General features: G+C 36.7%; 18 protein-coding genes. 7 read left to right on the top strand and 11 right to left on the bottom strand.

The window, feature by feature from the left end; translation table 11 throughout:
* Positions 1–167 precede the first annotated feature (167 nt).
* Positions 168–1853, top strand: a complete 1686-nt coding sequence (locus tag ATE49_RS16390; RefSeq protein WP_059156238.1) for a DUF6909 family protein — start codon at positions 168–170, stop codon at positions 1851–1853.
* Positions 1854–1892: 39 nt separating this feature from the next.
* Here the strand turns inward: ATE49_RS16390 and ATE49_RS16385 are convergent, their stop codons facing one another.
* Entirely contained in the window at positions 1893–2273 is a 381-nt protein-coding gene (locus ATE49_RS16385) for a hypothetical protein (RefSeq protein WP_065082978.1), read from the bottom strand.
* Positions 2274–2282: 9 nt separating this feature from the next.
* Positions 2283–3686, bottom strand: coding sequence for a nucleoside recognition domain-containing protein (locus ATE49_RS16380; protein ID WP_065082977.1), 1404 nt, complete (start codon positions 3684–3686; stop codon positions 2283–2285).
* A 174-nt stretch (positions 3687–3860) separates the two neighbouring features.
* Here ATE49_RS16380 and ATE49_RS16375 point away from each other — a divergent pair, with 174 nt between their 5' ends.
* Positions 3861–4532 (top strand): SAM-dependent methyltransferase, encoded by a 672-nt coding sequence (locus tag ATE49_RS16375; RefSeq protein ID WP_065082976.1) that lies wholly within the window; start codon positions 3861–3863, stop codon positions 4530–4532.
* Between the two features lie 18 nt (positions 4533–4550).
* Here ATE49_RS16375 and ATE49_RS16370 read toward each other — a convergent pair whose 3' ends face one another.
* The 5 genes from ATE49_RS16370 to ATE49_RS16350 form a co-directional block, all read right to left on the bottom strand.
* On the bottom strand, positions 4551–5060 hold the full coding sequence (locus ATE49_RS16370) for a DUF6973 domain-containing protein (RefSeq protein WP_065082975.1): 510 nt from the start codon (positions 5058–5060) through the stop codon (positions 4551–4553).
* Positions 5061–5071: 11 nt separating this feature from the next.
* Positions 5072–5929, bottom strand: coding sequence for an acetyl-CoA carboxylase, carboxyltransferase subunit beta (accD, locus tag ATE49_RS16365; RefSeq protein WP_059156077.1), 858 nt, complete (start codon positions 5927–5929; stop codon positions 5072–5074).
* 61 nt (positions 5930–5990) lie between these two features.
* The gene (gene fbaA / locus ATE49_RS16360) at positions 5991–7061 is read right to left on the bottom strand and encodes a class II fructose-bisphosphate aldolase (RefSeq protein WP_059345749.1); all 1071 of its coding nucleotides are present in this window, start codon (positions 7059–7061) and stop codon (positions 5991–5993) included.
* 66 nt (positions 7062–7127) lie between these two features.
* Positions 7128–7988, bottom strand: coding sequence for an NAD kinase (locus tag ATE49_RS16355; RefSeq protein WP_059156075.1), 861 nt, complete (start codon positions 7986–7988; stop codon positions 7128–7130).
* Between the two features lie 3 nt (positions 7989–7991).
* A complete protein-coding gene (locus tag ATE49_RS16350) occupies positions 7992–8645 on the bottom strand; it encodes a CBS domain-containing protein (protein ID WP_034871804.1) in 654 nt (217 codons plus the stop codon).
* A gap of 63 nt (positions 8646–8708) precedes the next feature.
* Here ATE49_RS16350 and ATE49_RS16345 point away from each other — a divergent pair, with 63 nt between their 5' ends.
* Both ATE49_RS16345 and ATE49_RS16340 read left to right on the top strand, forming a co-directional pair.
* Positions 8709–9632 carry an SDR family oxidoreductase gene (locus ATE49_RS16345; RefSeq protein ID WP_065082974.1) on the top strand — a complete coding sequence of 308 codons (924 nt, stop codon included), beginning with the start codon at positions 8709–8711 and terminating at the stop codon, positions 9630–9632.
* A gap of 60 nt (positions 9633–9692) precedes the next feature.
* Entirely contained in the window at positions 9693–11015 is a 1323-nt protein-coding gene (locus ATE49_RS16340; RefSeq protein ID WP_065082973.1) for a TolC family protein, read from the top strand.
* A gap of 98 nt (positions 11016–11113) precedes the next feature.
* On the opposite strand, the gene ATE49_RS16335 is transcribed toward ATE49_RS16340, so the two are convergent.
* The 4 genes from ATE49_RS16335 to ATE49_RS16320 all read right to left on the bottom strand — a co-directional run bounded on the left by ATE49_RS16335 (position 11114) and on the right by ATE49_RS16320 (position 15608).
* Positions 11114–11752 carry a 50S ribosomal protein L25/general stress protein Ctc gene (locus ATE49_RS16335; RefSeq protein ID WP_059156072.1) on the bottom strand — a complete coding sequence of 213 codons (639 nt, stop codon included), beginning with the start codon at positions 11750–11752 and terminating at the stop codon, positions 11114–11116.
* A 57-nt stretch (positions 11753–11809) separates the two neighbouring features.
* Positions 11810–12751, bottom strand: coding sequence for a ribose-phosphate pyrophosphokinase (locus ATE49_RS16330; RefSeq protein ID WP_034871800.1), 942 nt, complete (start codon positions 12749–12751; stop codon positions 11810–11812).
* An 83-nt stretch (positions 12752–12834) separates the two neighbouring features.
* The gene (locus ATE49_RS16325) at positions 12835–14358 is read right to left on the bottom strand and encodes an SGNH/GDSL hydrolase family protein (protein ID WP_065082972.1); all 1524 of its coding nucleotides are present in this window, start codon (positions 14356–14358) and stop codon (positions 12835–12837) included.
* An 11-nt stretch (positions 14359–14369) separates the two neighbouring features.
* Complete coding sequence (locus ATE49_RS16320) at positions 14370–15608, bottom strand: OmpP1/FadL family transporter (RefSeq protein WP_059156070.1); 1239 nt, start codon at positions 15606–15608, stop codon at positions 14370–14372.
* 346 nt (positions 15609–15954) lie between these two features.
* On the opposite strand from ATE49_RS16320, the gene ATE49_RS16315 reads away from it, so the two are divergent.
* From ATE49_RS16315 to ATE49_RS16305, 3 genes are read left to right on the top strand one after another with little or no spacing between them, the layout of a single operon-like run.
* Positions 15955–17289 (top strand): PSP1 domain-containing protein, encoded by a 1335-nt coding sequence (locus tag ATE49_RS16315; protein ID WP_065082971.1) that lies wholly within the window; start codon positions 15955–15957, stop codon positions 17287–17289.
* Positions 17276–17746 (top strand): gliding motility lipoprotein GldH, encoded by a 471-nt coding sequence (locus tag ATE49_RS16310; protein ID WP_052669345.1) that lies wholly within the window; start codon positions 17276–17278, stop codon positions 17744–17746. The genes ATE49_RS16315 and ATE49_RS16310 overlap by 14 nt, the downstream gene beginning before the upstream one ends.
* Positions 17747–17754: 8 nt before the next feature.
* Positions 17755–20139: a penicillin-binding protein 1A gene (locus ATE49_RS16305; RefSeq protein ID WP_034871795.1), complete on the top strand. Its 2385-nt coding sequence runs from the start codon at positions 17755–17757 to the stop codon at positions 20137–20139.
* Positions 20140–20161 lie beyond the last annotated feature (22 nt).

Genomic DNA, 20161 nt, shown 5'->3' with positions numbered 1-20161 from the left:
GGCTTTTTTATTGGTAAAGCGCTGGATTATTTACCTTATTGTAAAATAGTTTTAAGGGATCTTTAAGCATCATTAATTTTATTTAATAAAGGCTTTTTTAGGTGGGACAGAGGATAGAAAACTTTCATGGAATGAGAATATCTCCTATATTTGCTAAAAGAAATAGTATGGTAAATTCAAGAGCGAGAGAAACGACAGAGGCTATCGAGCGTATCTATGTTTCCATGCGACACTTATTCTACAGAGGGTTTTTCAAACCTGGAGGTATTTCCGGCGAAGCATTACGTAAACTTTTAATGATCATTCAACCAGAGATCTACGGTAGTATGGGGAATCCCAACAAAGTAGAGCTTAATGGTCTTTTATATGTTTTGGACAGACTTCCGGAAGGAATAGAAGAATGTGCTTTCATTCATTTAACTTCAGATGAAGGCTTCGAAAAAGGAAGCTTTGACCCCATAGTTCCTAAAAAACGTCGAAGAAATTGTTATCGTATAGATGAACACCAAATGAACATTGAAGTTCTTTTGGGAAGATCAGAAATCTATGATATTCTAACGCATCTTACATTCTTATATCTTGAAGCAGATAAAATACGTGATATCGGCTTCGATATGAATGAAGGCGGGCGTCCTAAGCGTGTTTGGAAAATTATTGAAGAGGTTGCATTAGGAGAAAAAAAGTTTTCCAGAAAGGAAAAAGAAGTGGCATTGGTTCATCTTTCAGCATTGCTAGGAAGGCCGTTTGATGAAACTTTAGAAGCTTATAACAACTTTGGTGATGATGATAACCCAGATCGTTTATTCAAGATTATTTACTGGTTAGGCCAGATAAGTCTTGAAGACTGGAAGGAAAGCAGAGAGCGTGAAATTTATTTCAGTTCAATCCTTCAGGAGCGTGTAGGGCATCACTTCTTTGGTGAGAAATGGGCGAATAATGTAAAGAGAGTTTTGGTTGAAAATAACCTTCATGAAAGACCTTTACATATTATAAGTGCCAATATGCACAGTGTGCAGAATATGCTTTTTGCAAATGATGCACTGAACAAAAAAGTTACAAAAGAAGTAGATTACCTTCTGTATCAGAAGATAAGTAACACAAAGGAACTGAGAGATAAGATATCGGATTATGCTCAGAATAAAAGTGTTATCTACATTGATGATGACAGTGGAAGTAATATCGATGTTCAGATTATTGATCTGGCCAAAACTGATCTTAAAAACAGCCCGCTAGGACATTATAAGTATTCCGGAGACGATGTTATTATGGTCTTTGACTACGCTTTTGGAGAGCAGGCTTTTGAGGTAATGGATGAATTGCTTCGTCCGTTTGAAACAAATAACATTACATTTAAAATGAATGTAAAATCTGTTTCTGTAATGGGTAAAGCGGGTATTCTTACCGGAGGTAAAGGAGATATTATGATTCCTACATCTCATATCTTTGAGGGAACTGCAGATAACTATGTTTTCAAAAATGCATTGAGCAAAGATGATTTTACAGACAACGAGCTGAAAGCATTTGAAGGAAGCATGATTACCGTTTTGGGAACTTCACTTCAGAATAAAGATATCCTTTCTTACTTTATGACAACTTCATGGAAAGCTGTAGGGCTGGAAATGGAAGGTGCACATTATCAGAAAGCAATTCAGATTGCATCTAAAATCAGAAATCACATTGAAGAAGATTTGTTTGTAATCTATGCTTATTATGCATCGGATAACCCACTGGAAACAGGTAGTACACTATCTTCCGGAGGATTGGGTCTTACAGGTGTAAAACCGACATATCTGATAACATTAAGAATTCTGGAAAAGATTATTGAAAAAGCGAACCAGAAGAAAGTTAAATAACATAATAAAAACTCCCTGAAATTTCAGGGAGTTTTTAGTTTATTGAATACTGTTGATTCTATTGATAATAGGTAGTGCGAAGATTCCGCTGGTTTGCAGATATTTCTGATACATTGCTTTTGCTTTCTGTGCATATTCAGCATTATTATCCTGTTGGTAATGAAAGTAAAAGAGATTTCCCAGCATTTCATAATAATCGGGATGATCTTTAGTTTCCCTCTCCTCGACCAGTTGAATCAGTTCTTCCGAAGTTTTGGAAGATACATCTTCAAAATTCATTTTGAAAATATCCCTCATAAGAGAATCAAAATCCAGTTCTTTCTGCATCAAGCTTTCTTCCGGTTTTCCTAAAAGCAGCTTTTCCAATGCCTGAGAAAGTTGTCTGATTAATCGTATTGTAAAGTCTTTATCCTGAATCATATTTTTAATTTATCCAAAGAACATGTAAGCTAATAAAATAGAAGTGATGACACCTACTAAGTCTGCCAGTAGCATTGTGCCTACTGTATAACGTGTATCACGAATAGAAACAGCGCCAAAATACACTGCAATCACATAAAATGTAGTATCAGAGCTTCCCTGTAATATAGCAGAAAGTCTTCCCTGAAAACTGTCAGGTCCAAAGGTCTGCATGGTATCTACCATCATTCCACGAGCTCCGGAGCCACTTAGAGGTTTAATTAATGCTGTCGGAAGTCCATCTACAAACCTGGTGTCTAAATGGGAGAGGTTTGCCAGATATTTCATTCCGTCGATAATAATATCGAAAACACCGCTGGTTCTAAGTAAAGAGATAGCGATAAGAATACCCACTAAGTAAGGTATAATCTTTACACAGGTATAGAAGCCTTCCTTCGCACCTTCTATAAAAGCATCGAAAATATTGATCTTTTTATAAATACCGCCTAATACAATAAGTAAGAAGATTAACAGAATAATACCATTGCTTAAAAGTTTACTAAAATCATCCAGTTCTTCCTTGTTCAGGCGAACAAGAAACATTACCAATAGCGCTATAATAGCAGAAATTCCACCTAAATAAGCCAGAACAACTGGCTGTAACAGGTTAATCTTTTGTTTAAAAGAAACAATAATCATAGCCGCCATAGTTGCAAAGAAAGTGGCAATCATACATGGCAGAAAGATATCTGTAGGAGTTGCAGACTTCATGGAAGCCCGGATAGCAATAATACTAACAGGAATTAAGGTTAATCCGCTGGCATGTAAGCATAAAAACATGATTTGTGCATTGCTGGCTTTGTCCTTATTTGGATTTAGGGTTTGCAGGCTTTCCATGGCTTTTAGGCCAAAAGGTGTTGCTGCATTATCTAATCCCAGAAGGTTAGCACTAAAATTCAGCATCATATGACCAAAAGAGGGGTGTCCTTTCGGGATTTCCGGAAACAGTTTTGAGAAAAAAGGTTGTATTAAGCGGCTAAGGAAATTGATACCTCCTGCTTTTTCGGCGATGCTCATAAAACCCATGAATAAGGTCATAATACCTATAAGGCCAATACAAATATCAACAGCAGTTTTACTGGTGCTAATTACCCCGTCTGAGGCTTGAATCCGGTATATCTTAACGTCTTCACTGCCTTCTTTCTTGCTATAGTGAATTCTGCTCTCCTGATAATTTGGGTTTTTAGCAATTGAATCCCGGATTATCGGTGAAAATTGTGTCAGATTTTTATTTCCGATTTGTATAGTATCTCCACTTTTTCCTACAATCATATCATTGTAGACCGATTTATAATCACTAGAGCTGAGGTATTTAATACTTGCAACGGCAATTGCAACGATAATGAAAGCACTCCAGATTCTGCTTAAAGCCATTTATGCTAAATTTTAGTAAAAATAAGGAAAAAATATTGATTCTGCTTCTTATTCACAAGTACAGTAAGGTTATGGTGGTAATTTTGAAAAATTATCATTCATAAGCGGTAAAAAACTTATATTTGATTATATAATAGCTATTTGCCTGCATTAAATCCATTTCATAAATATATAATGAGAAGTATACCTTATATTGTCAAAAGAACAATTTTTCTGCTTAAAGAAAGAGGAATTGTAAACAGTTATAAGTTTATGTATTCCCGCTATGGTTATTTCCTAAAATACGGGATAAAGTTATCCAAAGTATTTACTCCGGATGAGCTTAACTTACCCAATATGCATGCTTATAAGTACGAACCTATTATGCATTATTCGTTCAACAGAATGCTAAATGAGGTTGACTGGAACTGGAATGAAAGTGTATTTATTGATATAGGCTGCGGAAAAGGAGCTGCTATTTTACTGGCGACACGCTACAATTTTAAAAAATATATTGGGGTAGAGCTATCGCCGCTTCTGGCAGAAGAATGCCACAAGAACATCCAAAAATTCACAAGGAAAAAAAAGATAAGTTATATCATTCATAATCGTGATGCAACAACGTATGAAATTCGGGATGATATAAATGTTTTTTACTTTTTCAATCCTTTTGGACCACCGGTTTTAAAAAAAGTACTGCATAATATTGAATTGTCTCTTATAAGAAACCCCAGAAAAATATTAATTCTGTATTTCAATGCAATGGATTTGCCAATCGTTTTGGATAGCGGATATAAAATTATTTATGCTGAGAAAACAGATCCTGTTGCCAGATACAAATACGGAAGTTTTGCACTTACCAACTGACTGTAAGGAGCCGGAATACTATCGCTGAATATACATTAATTGCTCTCCTGCATCTTCATCCATACTGGAAATAAATACAGCATAGCGTGTTTTTTCGATAAGACCGTTGATGAAAAATGAAGTTTCGAAAAATTGACGGTGGACACCAGGTAACAGGCTTTCAAAAAACTGAATTCCTATTGTGTTGTTGTGCAGATCCATCTTGGTTTGTAAAGGCTCGTTGGGGAAAAGCTCTTCATGAAAATCTGTGACTCTTTTACACCAGCGGATACACTTTTGGGGTGATGATACCTTGCAGCAATACATCAGAATCAGACAACACCATAGAGCATGTCTGAAGGCATTTCCTTTACCATCAGTGCTGTTGGTTCTCGGAAAATATTTTTTGGCAATAAGATAGGCCCGGACAGTTGCGACAAAGGATAATATAGAAAAAATAGGGTTGCTTAAAGAGAGTTTAAGCAACCTTATAAATTTTTTAAATGTTAATTGTCTAAAAGTATTAATAAAAACTTTTAGGGTTTTCATTAACTTGTGTATTAAGCGTTAACATTCATCAGTAATCTCATTGATCTGGATACTGTATCTTTAATTTCGTTTCTTCTTACGATAAAATCTACAAAACCTTTTTCTAAAAGGAATTCAGACGTCTGGAAGCCTTCAGGAAGATCCTTACCAATTGTTTCTCTGATAACTCTAGGACCTGCAAAACCGATAAGTGCACCAGGTTCAGCCATAATGATATCAGCAGTCATCGCAAAAGAAGCTGTAATACCACCAAAAGTAGGGTCAGTTAAATAAGCAACATATGGTAAGCCTTTGTCCGAAAGCTGAGCTAACTTAGCCTGAACTTTTGCTAACTGCATTAGTGAATAAGCTGCTTCCTGCATTCTTGCTCCACCAGACTGGCAAATAATCATAAATGGTAATTTATGCTTCATTGCATAGTCGATAGCACGGCTGATTTTTTCTCCCATTACAGAGCCTAATGAACCTCCGATAAAAGAGAAATCCATGCATGATACAACAAGTTCCAGTCCGTTTACTTTACCAACGGCATTACGTACAGAATCCGTTAATTTAGTCTTGCCTTTTACCTCTTTTAATCGGTCAGTATAAGCTTTAGTATCTTTAAAATTAAGAATATCTACACTTTCTACATTAGCATCTAACTCTTTAAACTTGCTGCCATCGAAAAGCATATCGAAGTACTCTCTGCTTCCGATTCTCACGTGGAATCCATCCTCAGGAGAAACGAAGTTATTGTTCTTCAGCTCTTCATGCTCAATAATTTTTCCTGTTGGTGTTTGGTGCCACAATCCTTTCGGAGAATCTTTCTTCTGCTCCGTTGGTGTGTTGATGTTTTGTTTCTTTCTTTTAAACCAGTCAAAAGCCATTTTCTAATTTATTTAAGAGAAGAAACAGAGCTAAAATTTTAACTCTGTTTCTGTTGATTTATTATTTAAGGGTATCAATATTATTTAGATCCTCGAAAGCTTGAACAAGACGTTTAGAGAATGTTTCTTCTCCTTTTCTAACCCATACTCTTGGGTCATAGAATTTCTTGTTTGGAACATCTGCTCCTTCCGGGTTACCAATCTGATGTCTCAGATATTCTATTTTTTCATTCATATAATCTCTGATTCCTTCTGCATAAGCAAACTGAAGGTCTGTATCAATATTCATTTTGATAACACCATAACCAATTGCTTCACGAATTTCATCAAGAGTAGAACCAGAACCTCCGTGGAATACAAAGTTTATTGGTTTATCTGCTGTTCCGAATTTCTCCTGAACATATTTCTGTGAATTATCCAAGATTTTTGGTGTAAGCTTTACGTTACCTGGCTTGTATACTCCGTGTACGTTACCAAAAGCGGCTGCAATAGTAAAGTTATCAGAAATTGCTTTTAGCTTTTCGTATGTGTAAGCTACGTCTTCCGGCTGAGTATATAGCAATGAATTGTCTACACCAGAGTTGTCTACACCATCTTCTTCACCTCCTGTTACACCGATCTCTACTTCCAAAGTCATCTGCATTTTTGCCATTCTTTCGAAATATTTTGCGCTGACCTCCAGGTTCTCTTCTAAAGGCTCTTCAGAAAGGTCAAGCATGTGAGAAGAATATAAAGATTTGCCATTTTGCTTATAGAAAGCTTCACTGGCATCTAAAAGTCCGTCGATCCAAGGAAGTAATTTTTTTGCACAGTGGTCAGTGTGTAAAATAACAGTTGCTCCATAAGCTTCTGCTAATGTGTGGATATGTTGTGCTCCGGCAATAGCTCCAAGTATTGCAGCTCTTTGACCCTCGTTAGATAATCCTTTCCCTGCATTGTAGATTGCTCCACCATTGGAAAACTGAATAATAACCGGTGCGTTAAGTTTAGCGGCTGTTTCCATTGTTGCATTGATGTTGCTGGAACCGATAACATTTACTGCCGGTAAGGCAAATTTGTTTTCTTTTGCATACTGAAAAATGTCAGTAACCATTGAACCTGTGGCTACGCCAGCTGGAAACATTTTGCTCATTTTCTTATTTTTTTATTTGATGTAGGTTATTTAAAATTTTTATTCGGTAAAGATAAGAAATTCAGGTTAATTTCTTTTATCGTTCCCCCAAAGTAGTTTTTGTCTTATTGTTTCGAAAAAGCTAATATCATCAGGCTGGACTAAAGACAGTGTGAATGGTGCTTTTTCAAGAGAAATTTCTTCTAAGGTATCGATATGATATAACCTGGAATCCAGAGAAAGAGAATATTGTGGTACACGACTTTCCACTTTCAGGCGGATTTTTACATCATCTTTTAATATCAGTGGTCTTACATTAAGGTTGTGTGGTGCAATTGGTGTAATGGCAAAATTATCATTCTCAGGAGAGATAATAGGGCCGCCACAACTCAATGAATAAGCAGTAGAACCGGTCGGAGTTGAAATAATAAGCCCGTCCCCCCAGAAAACGTTCAGAAACTCATCATTGATATAAGAATTTACCGTAATCATAGAGGTTGTTTCCTTTCTGGAAATAGTAACATCATTCAGTGCATATGGAAAATCTATATTGACACCGTTTACTTTAATAACTGATCTTTGGGTAATGATTAGTTGTTTATTCAGGACTTTATCTATATTGTCAAAAACTTCTTCTTTGGTAAAGCTGGCCAGAAATCCTAATCTTCCGGTATTGACTCCTACTACAGGAATACCCAAATCCTGGACAAAAATTAACGCATTCAGAATGGTACCGTCTCCACCGAAACTAAAAAAATAATCAATCTCTTGATCTTTAAGGTCTTCTTTATTTGAAAAAATAGGAAAAACCTTGGAAAACTGTAATCCTTCGGCAGTATCCTTATGAAGTACAGCGGTAACATTTCGTTTGTTGAGTTCAGAGATAAACCTGCTCAGATATAGAAATGTATCCAGATCTCTCTTTTGTGTGTATATAGCTGCCTTCATAAATCAAAATTCCATATATTTTTGTAAAAAACCAAAACGATCTTTTAATAAGTCATCTTTTTCATTGTGGTAAAATTTGTGAACCACAATATAATTGTACCGGTCAAATGTTTCGTCAATAGAGCTCAGGTTCTCGCTGCTGATTTTCAGTGCTATCTGAATCGTTTCCTCAGTCATGTGATAGATGAAGGCTCCGTAAAACTTTCCGTTATTGCTTTCTACAATTTTAGCAATCTCGGTCATAGAGTAATTCCGGGTAGCAGTCTCAACAATTAAAACAGCTCCATTTTCTGAAAACAAAGGGTACTTAGAGAAATCCGCAAAAACATCTTCGCAAGAAATGTAGCCTAAATACTTTTCATTCTGATTGATAATCGGAACAACATTCGCATTGAATGTATGCAGAAGTCTGATGCTGTCCAGAGAAGTGCTGTCTTCCAGCATTGCAAATCTTTCCAGATGATGACTTAGTTCATTAAGATGCTTGGCTTCACTTTCTTCTATAAGCTCAGTACTTATATTTCCAAGAAATACACTATTCTTTTTTACAAAAATATGGGAGTAGCCAAAGTCCCGCACAATAGCCTTAACTTCTTCCAGAGAATCTGATAGATGAAAGGCGGGATAGTCTTTAGAAATATATTCCTTAATAAACATTGCGCTAATTTAGTAAAATATTAAAATATCTTTTTTAGCTTCGTACCAATAAATATAATAAAAATGAATGGTAAAAATGATAATCTTCAGATAATTCTTATTACAGGCAGTAATGGTTTTTTAGGAAGACGCCTGATAAAAGAATTTTCAGGGCAACCTTATAGAATTATAGCAACATCACTTAGTGACAACAAAATTTCAGATTTACCAGAGAATACAACCTTCAGAAAATTGAATATTGCCGATAAAGAAGAGGTAAACAATATATTCGATGAATATAAACCTTCTTTTATAATCAATGCAGGAGCAGTAACAAATGTAGAGGGATGTGAAAAAGATAAAGATTTTGCGTATGCTATTAATGTTGATGCGGTAGTGAATATTGCAGAACAGGCTAAAAAGCATCAAAGTCTTGTAATACAATTATCAACAGATTTTGTGTTTGACGGGCTGAATGGCCCTTACAAGGAAAATGATAAAAGAAGCCCTGTCAATGAATATGGGAGAACTAAAGCTTTGTCTGAAGAAAAGTTGGAAGAGTCCGGATGTGACTATGCCATACTAAGAACTATTCTTGTTTATGGAAATTCGGATGATCCAGCCAGGGGGAATTTTGTTTTATGGGTAAGGAAAATGTTGTCCGAAGGAAATGAAATTAAAGTCGTTAATAATCATTGGAGGATGCCTACTTTTATTAATGATCTTGCTGCAGCGTGTCGCCTGGTAGTAGAAAAGAAAGCTAAAGGAATCTTTAATATTAGTGGAGAGGAAGAATACAGCATAGAAGAGTTTGCCAGAAAAATTGCACAGTTTTATCATTTAGACGAGAGTTTAATTACAGCTATTTCATCAGAAGATATAGGGCAGGATAAAAACAGACCGGTGAGAACTGGGTTTGATCTTTCTCATACAAAAGAACAGTTGGGGTATAGGCCTAAAAGCCTTACGGAAGCCTTGGTTATAATGGAAAATGAGGTTGCAAAATAATTTTCAGAAGTATTGTAACAAACCAAAATTTTATACGTCTAATTGAAGTAAAACAAGACTATGAAGAAAATCTGTTGTTTATTGTTATGCGTTGGATTTTATTTTTCAGCAAGTGCCCAAAAAAAATGGACCTTGCAGGAATGCGTAGAATATGCAATGAAAAATAATCTGAAAGTCATACAGAATCAGTACAATAAACAGATTCAGGATAAAAATCTTTCAATGGCTAAAAATTCCTCTTTGCCTACGCTGGGAGGGTCTATATCCAATAATGCCAACTTTGGACAGAACATAACAAATACAGGTATTGTTAACCGTACTGATAACTACAATAACTCTATTGGGCTAGGGGCTAATATCCTTATCTATAATAATGGCAGGCTGGAAAAGCAGGTACGTAAAGCTAACTATGATATAGAGGCAAGTATCTATGATCTGGAAACGGTTAAAAATGATGTTTCACTTCAGATTGCTCAGCAGTATCTTTCGGTTTTACTGAATAAAGAAATTATAAAGATTAATGAGAGTGCTGTAAACAATGCTCAGAAGGCTTTTGATAAAGCAAAAATGACAACAGATGTAGGAACAACTCCATTAACCGTTCAGTACGAAGCTGAGGCCGCATTAGCAAGAGAAAAGCAAAATCTTAGTAATGCCCGTATTGAAACCGAGAGAGCTTTGTTTAATCTGGCTCAGTTATTACAATTAGCAGATTATAAAACCTTTGATGTAGAAGACCACAGAATAGATGGACTAACTGCCCCTTTGGTATCTGATGATAGTGTTTTAAACAAAGCATATGAAACTCAGCCTCAGATTAAAGCTGCAGAATCAAGAATAAAGTCATCTGAAACTCAGACTTTGATAACAAAAGCTGCTTATTGGCCAACAGTAACGGGAAATGCAGGTATAGGAACGAACTACTATACATCGCTGAATCAGAATCAGTATACTGCACCACCGTTGTTCAAGCAGTATAAAGATAACTTTTCTCAACAGTTAGGTCTTTCTGCTAATATTCCGATTTTTAATCAGGGAAATACTAAAGTACAGGTAGAACAGGCTAAAATTAATGAGGAAATTGCGAAAAACTCGTTGGCTCAGCAGAAACAAGCCGTAAAAGAAAATGTACAAAAGGCTGCTTTTGATGTTAACGCTAATTATGAAAAGTATCTGGCGGCCCAGGAAGCAGAAAAGAGTACAGGATTGGCTTTGGATTTTGCTCAGAAAAGTTACGATGCAGGAAAAACTACAATTTATGACCTGAATATTGCCCGTAATAACTATGCCAATGCTCAGGGATCTGTAGCACAGGCAAAGTATAATTACCTGTTTAGTCAGAAATTACTGAATTTCTATGCAGGTATACCGCTGAGTTTATAATTAAGAGAAAAAATTATTCTTCAAATATTTTTTAAATAAGGTTCTAAATGAAAAATCCCGCATAAAGCGGGATTTTATTTTTAAATATTCTGGGGATCTTATCCTTCGAAAGATTTTTCTTCAGTTGTCGGAACATCTGGAGATACAGTTTCTTCTTCATCGTCATCATCAGCTGCAGCTCCTGCTTTCATTGCATTTCTAGACATCTTAACAGCTGCTATAACTGCGTTGTCTGGGTGCATGAATGCATAAACGTCAGTTTTGATATCACCAACATAAATTTTGTTACCGATGTTTAGTTTAGTAACATCAACAACAACTTCATCTGGTAAGTTAGCTGGAAGAGCTTTAATTTTCAGTTTTCTGAAAGACTGACGTAAAACACCACCTCTAACAACACCTTTTGCACGCCCTGTAATTCTTACAGGAACTTCCATAATTACAGGCTTATCTTCTGATAATTGGTAGAAGTCAACATGTAAAATTTTGTCAGTAATTGGGTGGAACTGAATGTCCTGAAGAACAGCTGGGATTACCTGACCATCAACCTCAATAGATACCGTGTGTGCTTCAGGAGTGTAAACTAAAGCTTTAAAACTTTTCTCTTCAGTAGAGAAGTTTAAAATTTCAGTACCTCCATAAACAACACAAGGAACTAATTCAGCATCACGTAAAGCTTTTGTAGACTTTTTGCCCACGCTTTCTCTTTTTGTACCTTGAATTGTAATAGATTTCATTATAAATGAATTTTAAAATGTTTAAAATTTTTCGAGTGCAAAGATATTAATTATTTTTTAAATAATAAATTTATCACTAATAGATTGATGTTCGTGAACACTTCTCATAACATCTGCAAACAACGGAGCACATGATAATACCTTTATTTTAGAGGATAATTCAGTGTTTACAGGAATTGTATCTGTAACGATTACTTCTAAAAGTTGAGATTTTTCGATGTTTTCGTATGCTTTTCCGGAAAGTACACCGTGTGTAGCCATAGCTCTTACAGTTTTAGCACCTTTTTCCATAAGGATATCAGCAGCCTTACAAAGAGTTCCCGCTGTATCGATCATATCGTCTATAAGAACAACGTTTCTATCTTTTACATCACCAATAAGGAACATTTCTTCTACAACATTTGCCTTTTTTCTTTCCTTATATGCAATTACTACTTCTGCACCAAGGTGGCCAGCATAGTTTTTAGCTCTTTTAGCTCCTCCCATATCCGGAGATGCAATAGTAAGGTTTTCAATATTTAAAGACTGAATGTAGTCTATGAAAATTGTAGAAGCATACAAATGGTCTACCGGAATTTCGAAGAATCCCTGAATCTGATCTGCGTGTAGATCCATTGTCATGATTCTTGTAGCACCAGCTGCTGTTAAAAGATTAGCCACTAATTTAGCACCTATCGGAGCTCTTGGCTTATCTTTTCTGTCTTGTCTTGCCAATCCATAGTAAGGGATAACAACTGTAATGTTTTTTGCAGAAGCTCTCTTTGCAGCATCAATCATTAGAAGAAGCTCTAATAAATTGTCTGCCGGAGGAAATGTTGATCCAATTAAGAATACCCTTCCGCCTCTTACAGACTGTTCTAATATAGGCTCAAATTCGCCATCGCTAAAATTTAAGATATTAATGGCTCCAAGATTCTGGCCATAGTGGGTAGCAATTTTCTCTGCCAGTTCTTTACTAGTTCTTGTAGAGAAAAGGTAGGTTGGTTGACTCTCAATCATCTTTACTTTTTATTTGGTGCAAATTTAAAAAAAACCACTCAATTGCTCGAGTGGTTTTTATAATTAATATTTAAATATTTGATTTACGGGAATTTAACGCCAGAGTAATCGTTAGGATTAACCTGTGTAAGGGTAGATCTGTAAGTTTTATTAATTGCCTTAATAAACTCATTTGCAATAACTGCATAGCCACGACCTGTTAAGTGTACACCATCAAGAGAGAAAGCTCCACCTGTAACAAATGTTGCAGTATATTTTACACCATTGTACTGAATTCCTGACTGAGAGCTCAATTCTTTCATTTTTGCGTTAGCATCTACGAAAGCATAACCATTGGCAGTAGCTGCAGCCTGAATAGTTGTGTTATAGCTTGCAATTGCTGCATTTATAGTTGTAACTTCTTTAACAGTTAATACATAATTGTCTGCGAAAGGATAAGCAACACCATTAGCCCCTAATGATGCAGGAATTCCAGTAGGTAATGCAACTTGTGCTCCGATTGCACTTCTTGTAGTCAATGGAACCAAATCTCCAGGAGCAGCTTGTCTGGCTTGTCCATAAGTTGCACCTAAATAAGGAGCTAAAGCTACTAGTGTAGCGTTTCCGCTAGCAAGAGCTGCAGCTGTAATCTGTGGGCCTAAATTAGTCAAACTTTCATCCTGAATTAGTAGAGGATTTGCTACAGTTTTGGAAAGAGGTTTAATTCTGTCTCCTGCCCCAAAAGCTGTTAATATCTGGTTTAGCGGTCCGTAAAGACTTGCATTCAGCTGATCGATTGTTGCATTACCAACATTAACATCTCCTTTACCTAATGATGCCGCTGTAAGCGGGTTGTAAGGTACTGTTGTTAATGAAGGAATTGTTGTAACGTCCGGAATGTTTGCAATTACACCTTTTGCTTTTGTGCTGGCAATCTGAGCAACAAGAGCGTTGTAGTAGGTTTTAAACATATCAGGAGGAGTCAATGTTTCTTTCGTATCATCAGCACCTGCCAGAGCATATAGTAAAGCATCATTGTTTCCGATCCATAATGAAAAGAATGTAGGTTTCTGAGAGATAAAGTCGGCAATAACAGAAGTTGTAGCGCTGGATGCAAATCTCACAAAATATGGATTTGCAGTTTTAGCAGCAAGACCTCCTGGATTACCATATCCCGGAGCAAGTAAATGTGCGACTTTTGCTCCTGGTACGCCCATATTATTGTAAGGTCTTCCGGCTGCTACATTATCTAATGCTGCTCCTGGATCTGAAGGTACAGGAGTTAGTGCTCCGTCAACAACTTTTAATTCTAATTTTCCTGAGAAACCTGGAAGGTTAGAAAAACCACCAGTATTATTCGGCATTAATGGTTGTTTGAATTCGCCTCCGCCTGCAAGCTTCATCTGAGCTGCGATTATGGAAGGATAAGACTCCTTTTGTCCATCAAGGTAAAGAGCATTATCTCTATATCCGGAAGTTAGTGAGTTTCCTAAAGATATATAATTACTGAAGTCAGCATCACCGTTGGTAGGCTTTATACTTGATACATTTTGATCGAAGTCTGTTTTACAGCTCGATAAAGCAAGAAATGAAGCAACAGATAATGATGTTAAAATATATTTTTTCATGTTATTCAAGATTAAAATGCATTATATGAAAGGCCAAGTCCGAAGATAAAAGCACTTCCTTTTATCTGTCCGCTCATGTTGTAGAAGTCATTGCTAACAGTTCTGCTCTTGTAGAAATTGTAGCTGGCTGCTAAGTCTACTCCAAGTTTTCCAAACTTAAGACCGATACCCCCTGTTAGTACATTGTTGTTCATAGAAGGAGTTTCCGGGCTAAATTGGTTATCGTTGTAAGGAGACTCATCATAGTAATATCCAAGTCTTCCGGCAATCATATCAGTAAACCAGTATTGTGTTCCGACTCTATAAGATTTTGTGTTTTTGAAGTTTTTAGGAGCTGAATAAACTCTCATATCGCTTGGGTCATTTCCTAATTTTGCGTTAGCAAAGTTAATGTTCAGCTTGCTGTAACGATCCCATCCGTAATAATTGAAATCCCCAGAAACTGACCATCTTGGAGTTACTTTGTAAGTTACCCCAATTGTATATTCGTCAACTAATGGTAACATTGCTTTGAAAGAATCTGCTCCGGTGCTGTTTAATCCTAATGCAGGATATAATGCTGGCGATACATTGCTAAGCTGTACAGTACCATTGTCTGCCTTCATATCTACTGCAGAACGGTATGCAACAGAGATGTCTAATTTTTCGTCCGGACGGAAATAGAAACCTAATCCAAATCCGTTTCCTTTTGCTTTTTCATCTTTCAGATTTGCTTCACCATTAACAAGTGTTGCTGTTTTTGTCCAATCTAGCTTTCCTGTTGCGTGAATATAGCTAACCCCCACAGACATCCACGGTGCTAATTTCACGGAGATCATAGGCTGGAAGAAGAAAGATCTTAGATTCAGTTCCTGAACAACCTCTCTGCCTTCCCAGTTCTTATCCCAAACCAGGTGGCTGCCATATGGTGTTGTGAAACTGAAACCAACAGAAACATTCTCTAAAACCTTATAAGTTACTGCCGCGTAGATCGGAGTACTTATAGGATTGTCTGTTTTATAAGATTGTAATGTTGAAGGATTCTGAAATGTCATTGATGTTTTTACCCCAAAGCCCCCAGCTGCAACGCTAAGCTTAGAAGGGATAAATGAAATACCTGCCGGGTTGAAGAATGCTACACTGGCATCTTCTGTGTGAGCACTGGTATGAGCCATTGCAAGTTGCTTAACCCCTTGTAAGGATAGCCTGAAACCACCTGCATATGTTGCCATACTTGCTGCTAGTGCTACAGATAAAAAAACTTTTTTCATAATTACTGGAATAATTAATTTTCTCAAATATAAAATTATTTTATTTACAATTGTTAATTCTTCGTTAATATTTAAGGTTTTATCGGAAGAAAAACTATGTTTAAAATACTATTTAGCTACAAATATACTATATTAGGAGCGTTTAGGAGTCCTTGTTTTTTTGTTTAATTTTTGTATTTGTTAAATTAGCGGGGTATTCAGAAATTGTACTGTTTTTATATTTTTAATAATAGGTTTTATTATTTGAGAAAATGTTATTAAAATATGCCTAGTTGTGAAAAATATAAAATAAAAAAAGCATCAAAAAAATATTATAAATTTGCAGTAATTAATATAAATAGAAAATATGAGTTGTGGATGTAAGACATCCGGCGATTCTTCCCATTCGTGTGGGCCGAAAATCTCCTCGAATGGCTGTGAAAATGTAGATACCTGCGGGAATAGTTATAAATTAAGCGTTTTTGACTGGTTATCCAATGTAGCTCAGCCTACATCGAATCAATGTCATTATGTAGAAGTAAGGTTTAAGAATGACCGTAAAGCTTTTTATCATAATGTAAATAAGCTGCCGCTTCATATAGGTAGTGTTGTCACAGTAGAATCAAGTCCCGGACATGATATAGGTGTTGTGAGCCTCACCGGCGAACTGGTGAAAATCCAAATGAAAAAGAAAAAGACCTCAGAAGATCAGGCTTTAAAAGTATACCGAGTTGCTTCGACTAAAGATGTAGAAATCTGGCAGGAAGCTCGCAGAAAGGAGGATGCTATTAAGCTGGAGGCAAGAAAAATTGCACGAAATCTCAATCTTGAAATGAAGATTACTGATATCGAATATCAGGGAGATGGAGCAAAAATAACATTCTATTATACCGCGGAAGGAAGGGTTGACTTTAGACAGCTTATCAAAGAGTATGCTGTTGCTTTCCGTACTAAGATTGATATGAAGCAGATTGGTTATCGCCAGGAAGCTGCTAAAGTAGGAGGTATAGGTTCTTGTGGGCGCGAGTTATGCTGCTCCACATGGCTAACAGACTTCCGTTCTGTAAATACACAGGCTGCAAGATACCAGCAGCTAAGTATTAATCCGCAGAAATTAGCAGGTCAGTGTGGTAAGCTGAAATGTTGTCTTAATTATGAGCTGGACAGTTATGTAGATGCTCTTAGCGATTTCCCGTCTTCATCGACTGTTTTAGATACTGAAAAAGGAAGGGCTTTCTGTATAAAAATCGACGTTTTCAAAAGAAAGATGTGGTTTGCTTATGTAGAAAACTCTATGAGCTGGTACGATTTGGATATCCAGATTGTAAAGAAGTTTATCGGTATGAATAAGAGAGGCGAGAAAATCCCGCCTTTAGAAGATTATAAAGTAGACGATAAGCCTTTGCAGACTGTAGATCTTATTCAGGAGAATAATGTGGATCGTTTTGAAAGGAAAAGTAAAAACAACCGCAACAGACAAAAGGGGCAGAAGCCTAATAATAACAATAAACAGGAAAACAGACCGCCGCAGCCAAAATCGGAAGCAGAGCAAGTTTCTAAACCTAGACAGAAGCAAGAAGCTGAAAATACAGCTAAAACTGTTCCTCAGGGAGAAAAGAAACCGAATAAGCCGAATAATAAAAGTAAAGCGAATTTCCATAAAAATAAAAAGAGACCACCAAGGCCTGATGCAGGGGTATAAATTTCTTGTAGTTATTGCTTTTTTAGGAGTACTAACGGGTTGTGTATCTCCTGATGAACAAGTTAGAACAATCTCTCTTGATGGTAAGTGGGTGTCTAAATATCCGGCTCGTTTCGAGTTTGATATTCAGGATGCACAGAATCCAAAAAATATTATATTTGTTATCCGGAATAATAATGAATATCCTTACATGAATCTACGCTTACAGGCCTCTGTATCAAAGATTAATGAAAAAGGAAAAGCAACTGAAATTCTGAATTATATGCTTGCAGAACCTAACGGTATATGGACCGGTACAGGATTCGGTGCAACAAAAGAGACCTTAGGTCGTTATAAGATGAATTACAGATTTCCGGGTAACGGGAAATATAAAATAGAACTAAAGCACCTGATGTTTAAGAGCCCATTAACGGGATTGGAAGACATAGGAATAAAAATAGAAACGGTTAAGCCATAATATATTAAATGGAAAATAACACTAAAAATAAGCAGCAGTCATTTCCGCTGCCCCCTAAAAAGAAAAAGCAAACTTCGGATAAAGGGGTGAAGAGATGGATAAAGTTTATATGGTTAGCTCTTGCGGCTTTTGTCGTTGGGATTGCCGGACTTTTCTTTATGGTTTCTCAGGGATTTCTTGGGGAAATGCCTGATGTTAAAGAGCTTGAAAATCCTGACATCTATGTTGCATCAGAGATTATTTCATCCGATGGTGTTTCATTAGGGAAATTTGAAAAAGAAAAAGTTATTCCGATTAAATACAAAGACCTGCCGCCTCACCTTATTTTTGCACTTCAGGCAAAAGAAGATGAGCGATTTAAAGAGCACTCAGGAATTGATATGAAATCGATTTTCAGAGCTGTTCGTTTCGGTGGTGGACGTGGTGGTGGATCTACCATTACCCAGCAGTTGGCGAAACTTCTTTTTACAAGAAATGTTTCTAAAAATAAGTTTCAAAGGGTATTCCAGAAGCTAAAAGAATGGTCTGTAGCAGTAAGCTTGGAGAAGAGGTATACGAAAGAAGAAATCATAACACTGTATTTCAATAAATTTGACTTTACCTACAATGCAAACGGGATTGAAATGGCTTCAAGAATCTATTTCAATAAACATACAAATGAGCTAACCTTACCTGAAGCTGCAATGTTTGTGGCAATGCTGGAAGCTCCGAATGCAAATAATCCACTGAAAAATCCGGAGAGAGCAAAGCTTCGTAGAGATGTTGTATTAAAGCAAATGCTGGATACGGGATATATCGATGATAATACCTATAACCAGGCTATTAATACACCGATCGTTACGGATTTTCATCCGGTAAAGAGTGTTAATGAAGGCTACTCGGCTTATTTCAAGTTCTATCTTAGAAAAGAAATTGACGGATATCTTAAAGATTATGAAAAAGAAACAGGAAGACCTCTGAATCTTTTCCGTGATGGATTAAAGATCTATGTAACACTTGATTCAAGAATGCAAAAGTATGCTGAAGAGGCTATAAAGCAACACTTGACTGTTCTTCAGAAAAACTTTGATGCTGAACAGGCACGAAATCCAAACAGACCATACTATCTGATCAGTAAGAAAACTGCAAATGATTTGATGATGGCAGCTGTAAAAAGAACAGGACGTTATAAGCAAATGAAGGCTGAAGGAATGTCTGAAGATTCTATTATGCTGGATTTTCATAAAAAGACTAAGTTAACAAGGTTTACGTGGGATGGAGAAGAGGATGTGGAAATGTCTCCTTGGGACTCGATCCGTTATCATAAACAAATTGCACAAGCTGGTTTAATGTCTATGGAACCTGCTACAGGAAACATAAAAGCCTGGGTAGGAGGAATCAACTGGCAGCACTATCAGTACGACCACGTAAAACAAGGTAAACGTCAGGTAGGATCTACATTCAAGCCATTTGTTTATGCTACTGCGATTATGAACCTGGGGTATACGCCTTGTACGGTAGTATCTAATGCCAATTATAGCAAAGGAGGATGGAATGTAAGAGGAGGAAGAAGCGGAGGATCTCTTGCGCTTCGTGATGCTCTTGCACATTCTCAGAATGCCGTTGCTGCACGTCTTATTGAAAGTACAGGTGTAGACAAGGTTATACAGTTAGCACGTGATCTTGGTGTACAAAGTGATATTCCAAAAAATAATACAATTGCTCTTGGTTCTTCGGATATTACCATTTACGAGATGTTGGGTGCATACAGTACCTTTGCTAACTTTGGAACTTATACCAAACCAGAAATGGTATGGCGTATTGAAGATCCAAACGGCCGTTTAATAAAAGAAGTGAAGCCTGAGTCTAAAGAAGTCATGAATGAAGTGTATGCTTATACAATGATTGACATGATGAAAGGTGTTGCTGAGTATGGTACGGCATCTTCCGGACTAAAGAGATTAGGAATTAATGCTGAAATAGCTGCTAAAACAGGTACAACCAATAACAACTCCGATGGTTGGTTTATGGGGATTACTCCTAAGCTTGCAACCGGTGTATGGGTAGGTTGGGAAGACCGTGCAACCCACTTCTATAGTACTGGTGAGGGACAGGGAGCGAGAATGGCACTACCAATATGGGGATACTTTATGCAGCGAGTTTACAAGGATAAATCATTGGGTATAACTCAGGAAGACAGATTCGTGAAACCTTCCACATATGACGGTTGTAACTCACTAAAAGGGCTCGGAGGTTATGGAGATGAAGGAGGACTTCAGACGATTGATGAGGTGAGAAGCCCAAGACCGCCATCGAATAATGGTAACCCTGATAACAATGGGCAACCGGCGAAAAAAGAAGAAAATATTAACGATAAGATCAATAAGACAGACGATATTGATTTTAATAAATAAACATTAGCCGGATAATATCCGG

The organism is Elizabethkingia miricola (genome assembly GCF_001675285.1).
In the GTDB taxonomy this organism is placed as follows: domain Bacteria; phylum Bacteroidota; class Bacteroidia; order Flavobacteriales; family Weeksellaceae; genus Elizabethkingia; species Elizabethkingia miricola.
This window is presented reverse-complemented; position numbering and strand designations above follow the sequence as displayed.

Excerpts from the sequence above, each read along its gene's own strand:
- ATE49_RS16305 (WP_034871795.1), top strand. The coding sequence starts at position 17,755 with ATGGAAAATAACACTAAAAATAAGCAGCAGTCATTTCCGCTGCCCCCT.
- ATE49_RS16330 (WP_034871800.1), bottom strand. The coding sequence starts at position 12,751 with ATGATTGAGAGTCAACCAACCTACCTTTTCTCTACAAGAACTAGTAAA.
- ATE49_RS16350 (WP_034871804.1), bottom strand. The coding sequence starts at position 8,645 with ATGTTTATTAAGGAATATATTTCTAAAGACTATCCCGCCTTTCATCTA.
- ATE49_RS16345 (WP_065082974.1), top strand. The coding sequence starts at position 8,709 with ATGAATGGTAAAAATGATAATCTTCAGATAATTCTTATTACAGGCAGT.
- ATE49_RS16385 (WP_065082978.1), bottom strand. The coding sequence starts at position 2,273 with ATGATTCAGGATAAAGACTTTACAATACGATTAATCAGACAACTTTCT.
- ATE49_RS16380 (WP_065082977.1), bottom strand. The coding sequence starts at position 3,686 with ATGGCTTTAAGCAGAATCTGGAGTGCTTTCATTATCGTTGCAATTGCC.
- fbaA (WP_059345749.1), bottom strand. The coding sequence starts at position 7,061 with ATGAGCAAAATGTTTCCAGCTGGCGTAGCCACAGGTTCAATGGTTACT.
- ATE49_RS16340 (WP_065082973.1), top strand. The coding sequence starts at position 9,693 with ATGAAGAAAATCTGTTGTTTATTGTTATGCGTTGGATTTTATTTTTCA.
- ATE49_RS16310 (WP_052669345.1), top strand. The coding sequence starts at position 17,276 with ATGCAGGGGTATAAATTTCTTGTAGTTATTGCTTTTTTAGGAGTACTA.
- ATE49_RS16335 (WP_059156072.1), bottom strand. The coding sequence starts at position 11,752 with ATGAAATCTATTACAATTCAAGGTACAAAAAGAGAAAGCGTGGGCAAA.
- ATE49_RS16325 (WP_065082972.1), bottom strand. The coding sequence starts at position 14,358 with ATGAAAAAATATATTTTAACATCATTATCTGTTGCTTCATTTCTTGCT.
- ATE49_RS16315 (WP_065082971.1), top strand. The coding sequence starts at position 15,955 with ATGAGTTGTGGATGTAAGACATCCGGCGATTCTTCCCATTCGTGTGGG.
- ATE49_RS16355 (WP_059156075.1), bottom strand. The coding sequence starts at position 7,988 with ATGAAGGCAGCTATATACACACAAAAGAGAGATCTGGATACATTTCTA.
- ATE49_RS16390 (WP_059156238.1), top strand. The coding sequence starts at position 168 with ATGGTAAATTCAAGAGCGAGAGAAACGACAGAGGCTATCGAGCGTATC.
- ATE49_RS16370 (WP_065082975.1), bottom strand. The coding sequence starts at position 5,060 with ATGAAAACCCTAAAAGTTTTTATTAATACTTTTAGACAATTAACATTT.
- ATE49_RS16320 (WP_059156070.1), bottom strand. The coding sequence starts at position 15,608 with ATGAAAAAAGTTTTTTTATCTGTAGCACTAGCAGCAAGTATGGCAACA.
- ATE49_RS16375 (WP_065082976.1), top strand. The coding sequence starts at position 3,861 with ATGAGAAGTATACCTTATATTGTCAAAAGAACAATTTTTCTGCTTAAA.
- accD (WP_059156077.1), bottom strand. The coding sequence starts at position 5,929 with ATGGCTTTTGACTGGTTTAAAAGAAAGAAACAAAACATCAACACACCA.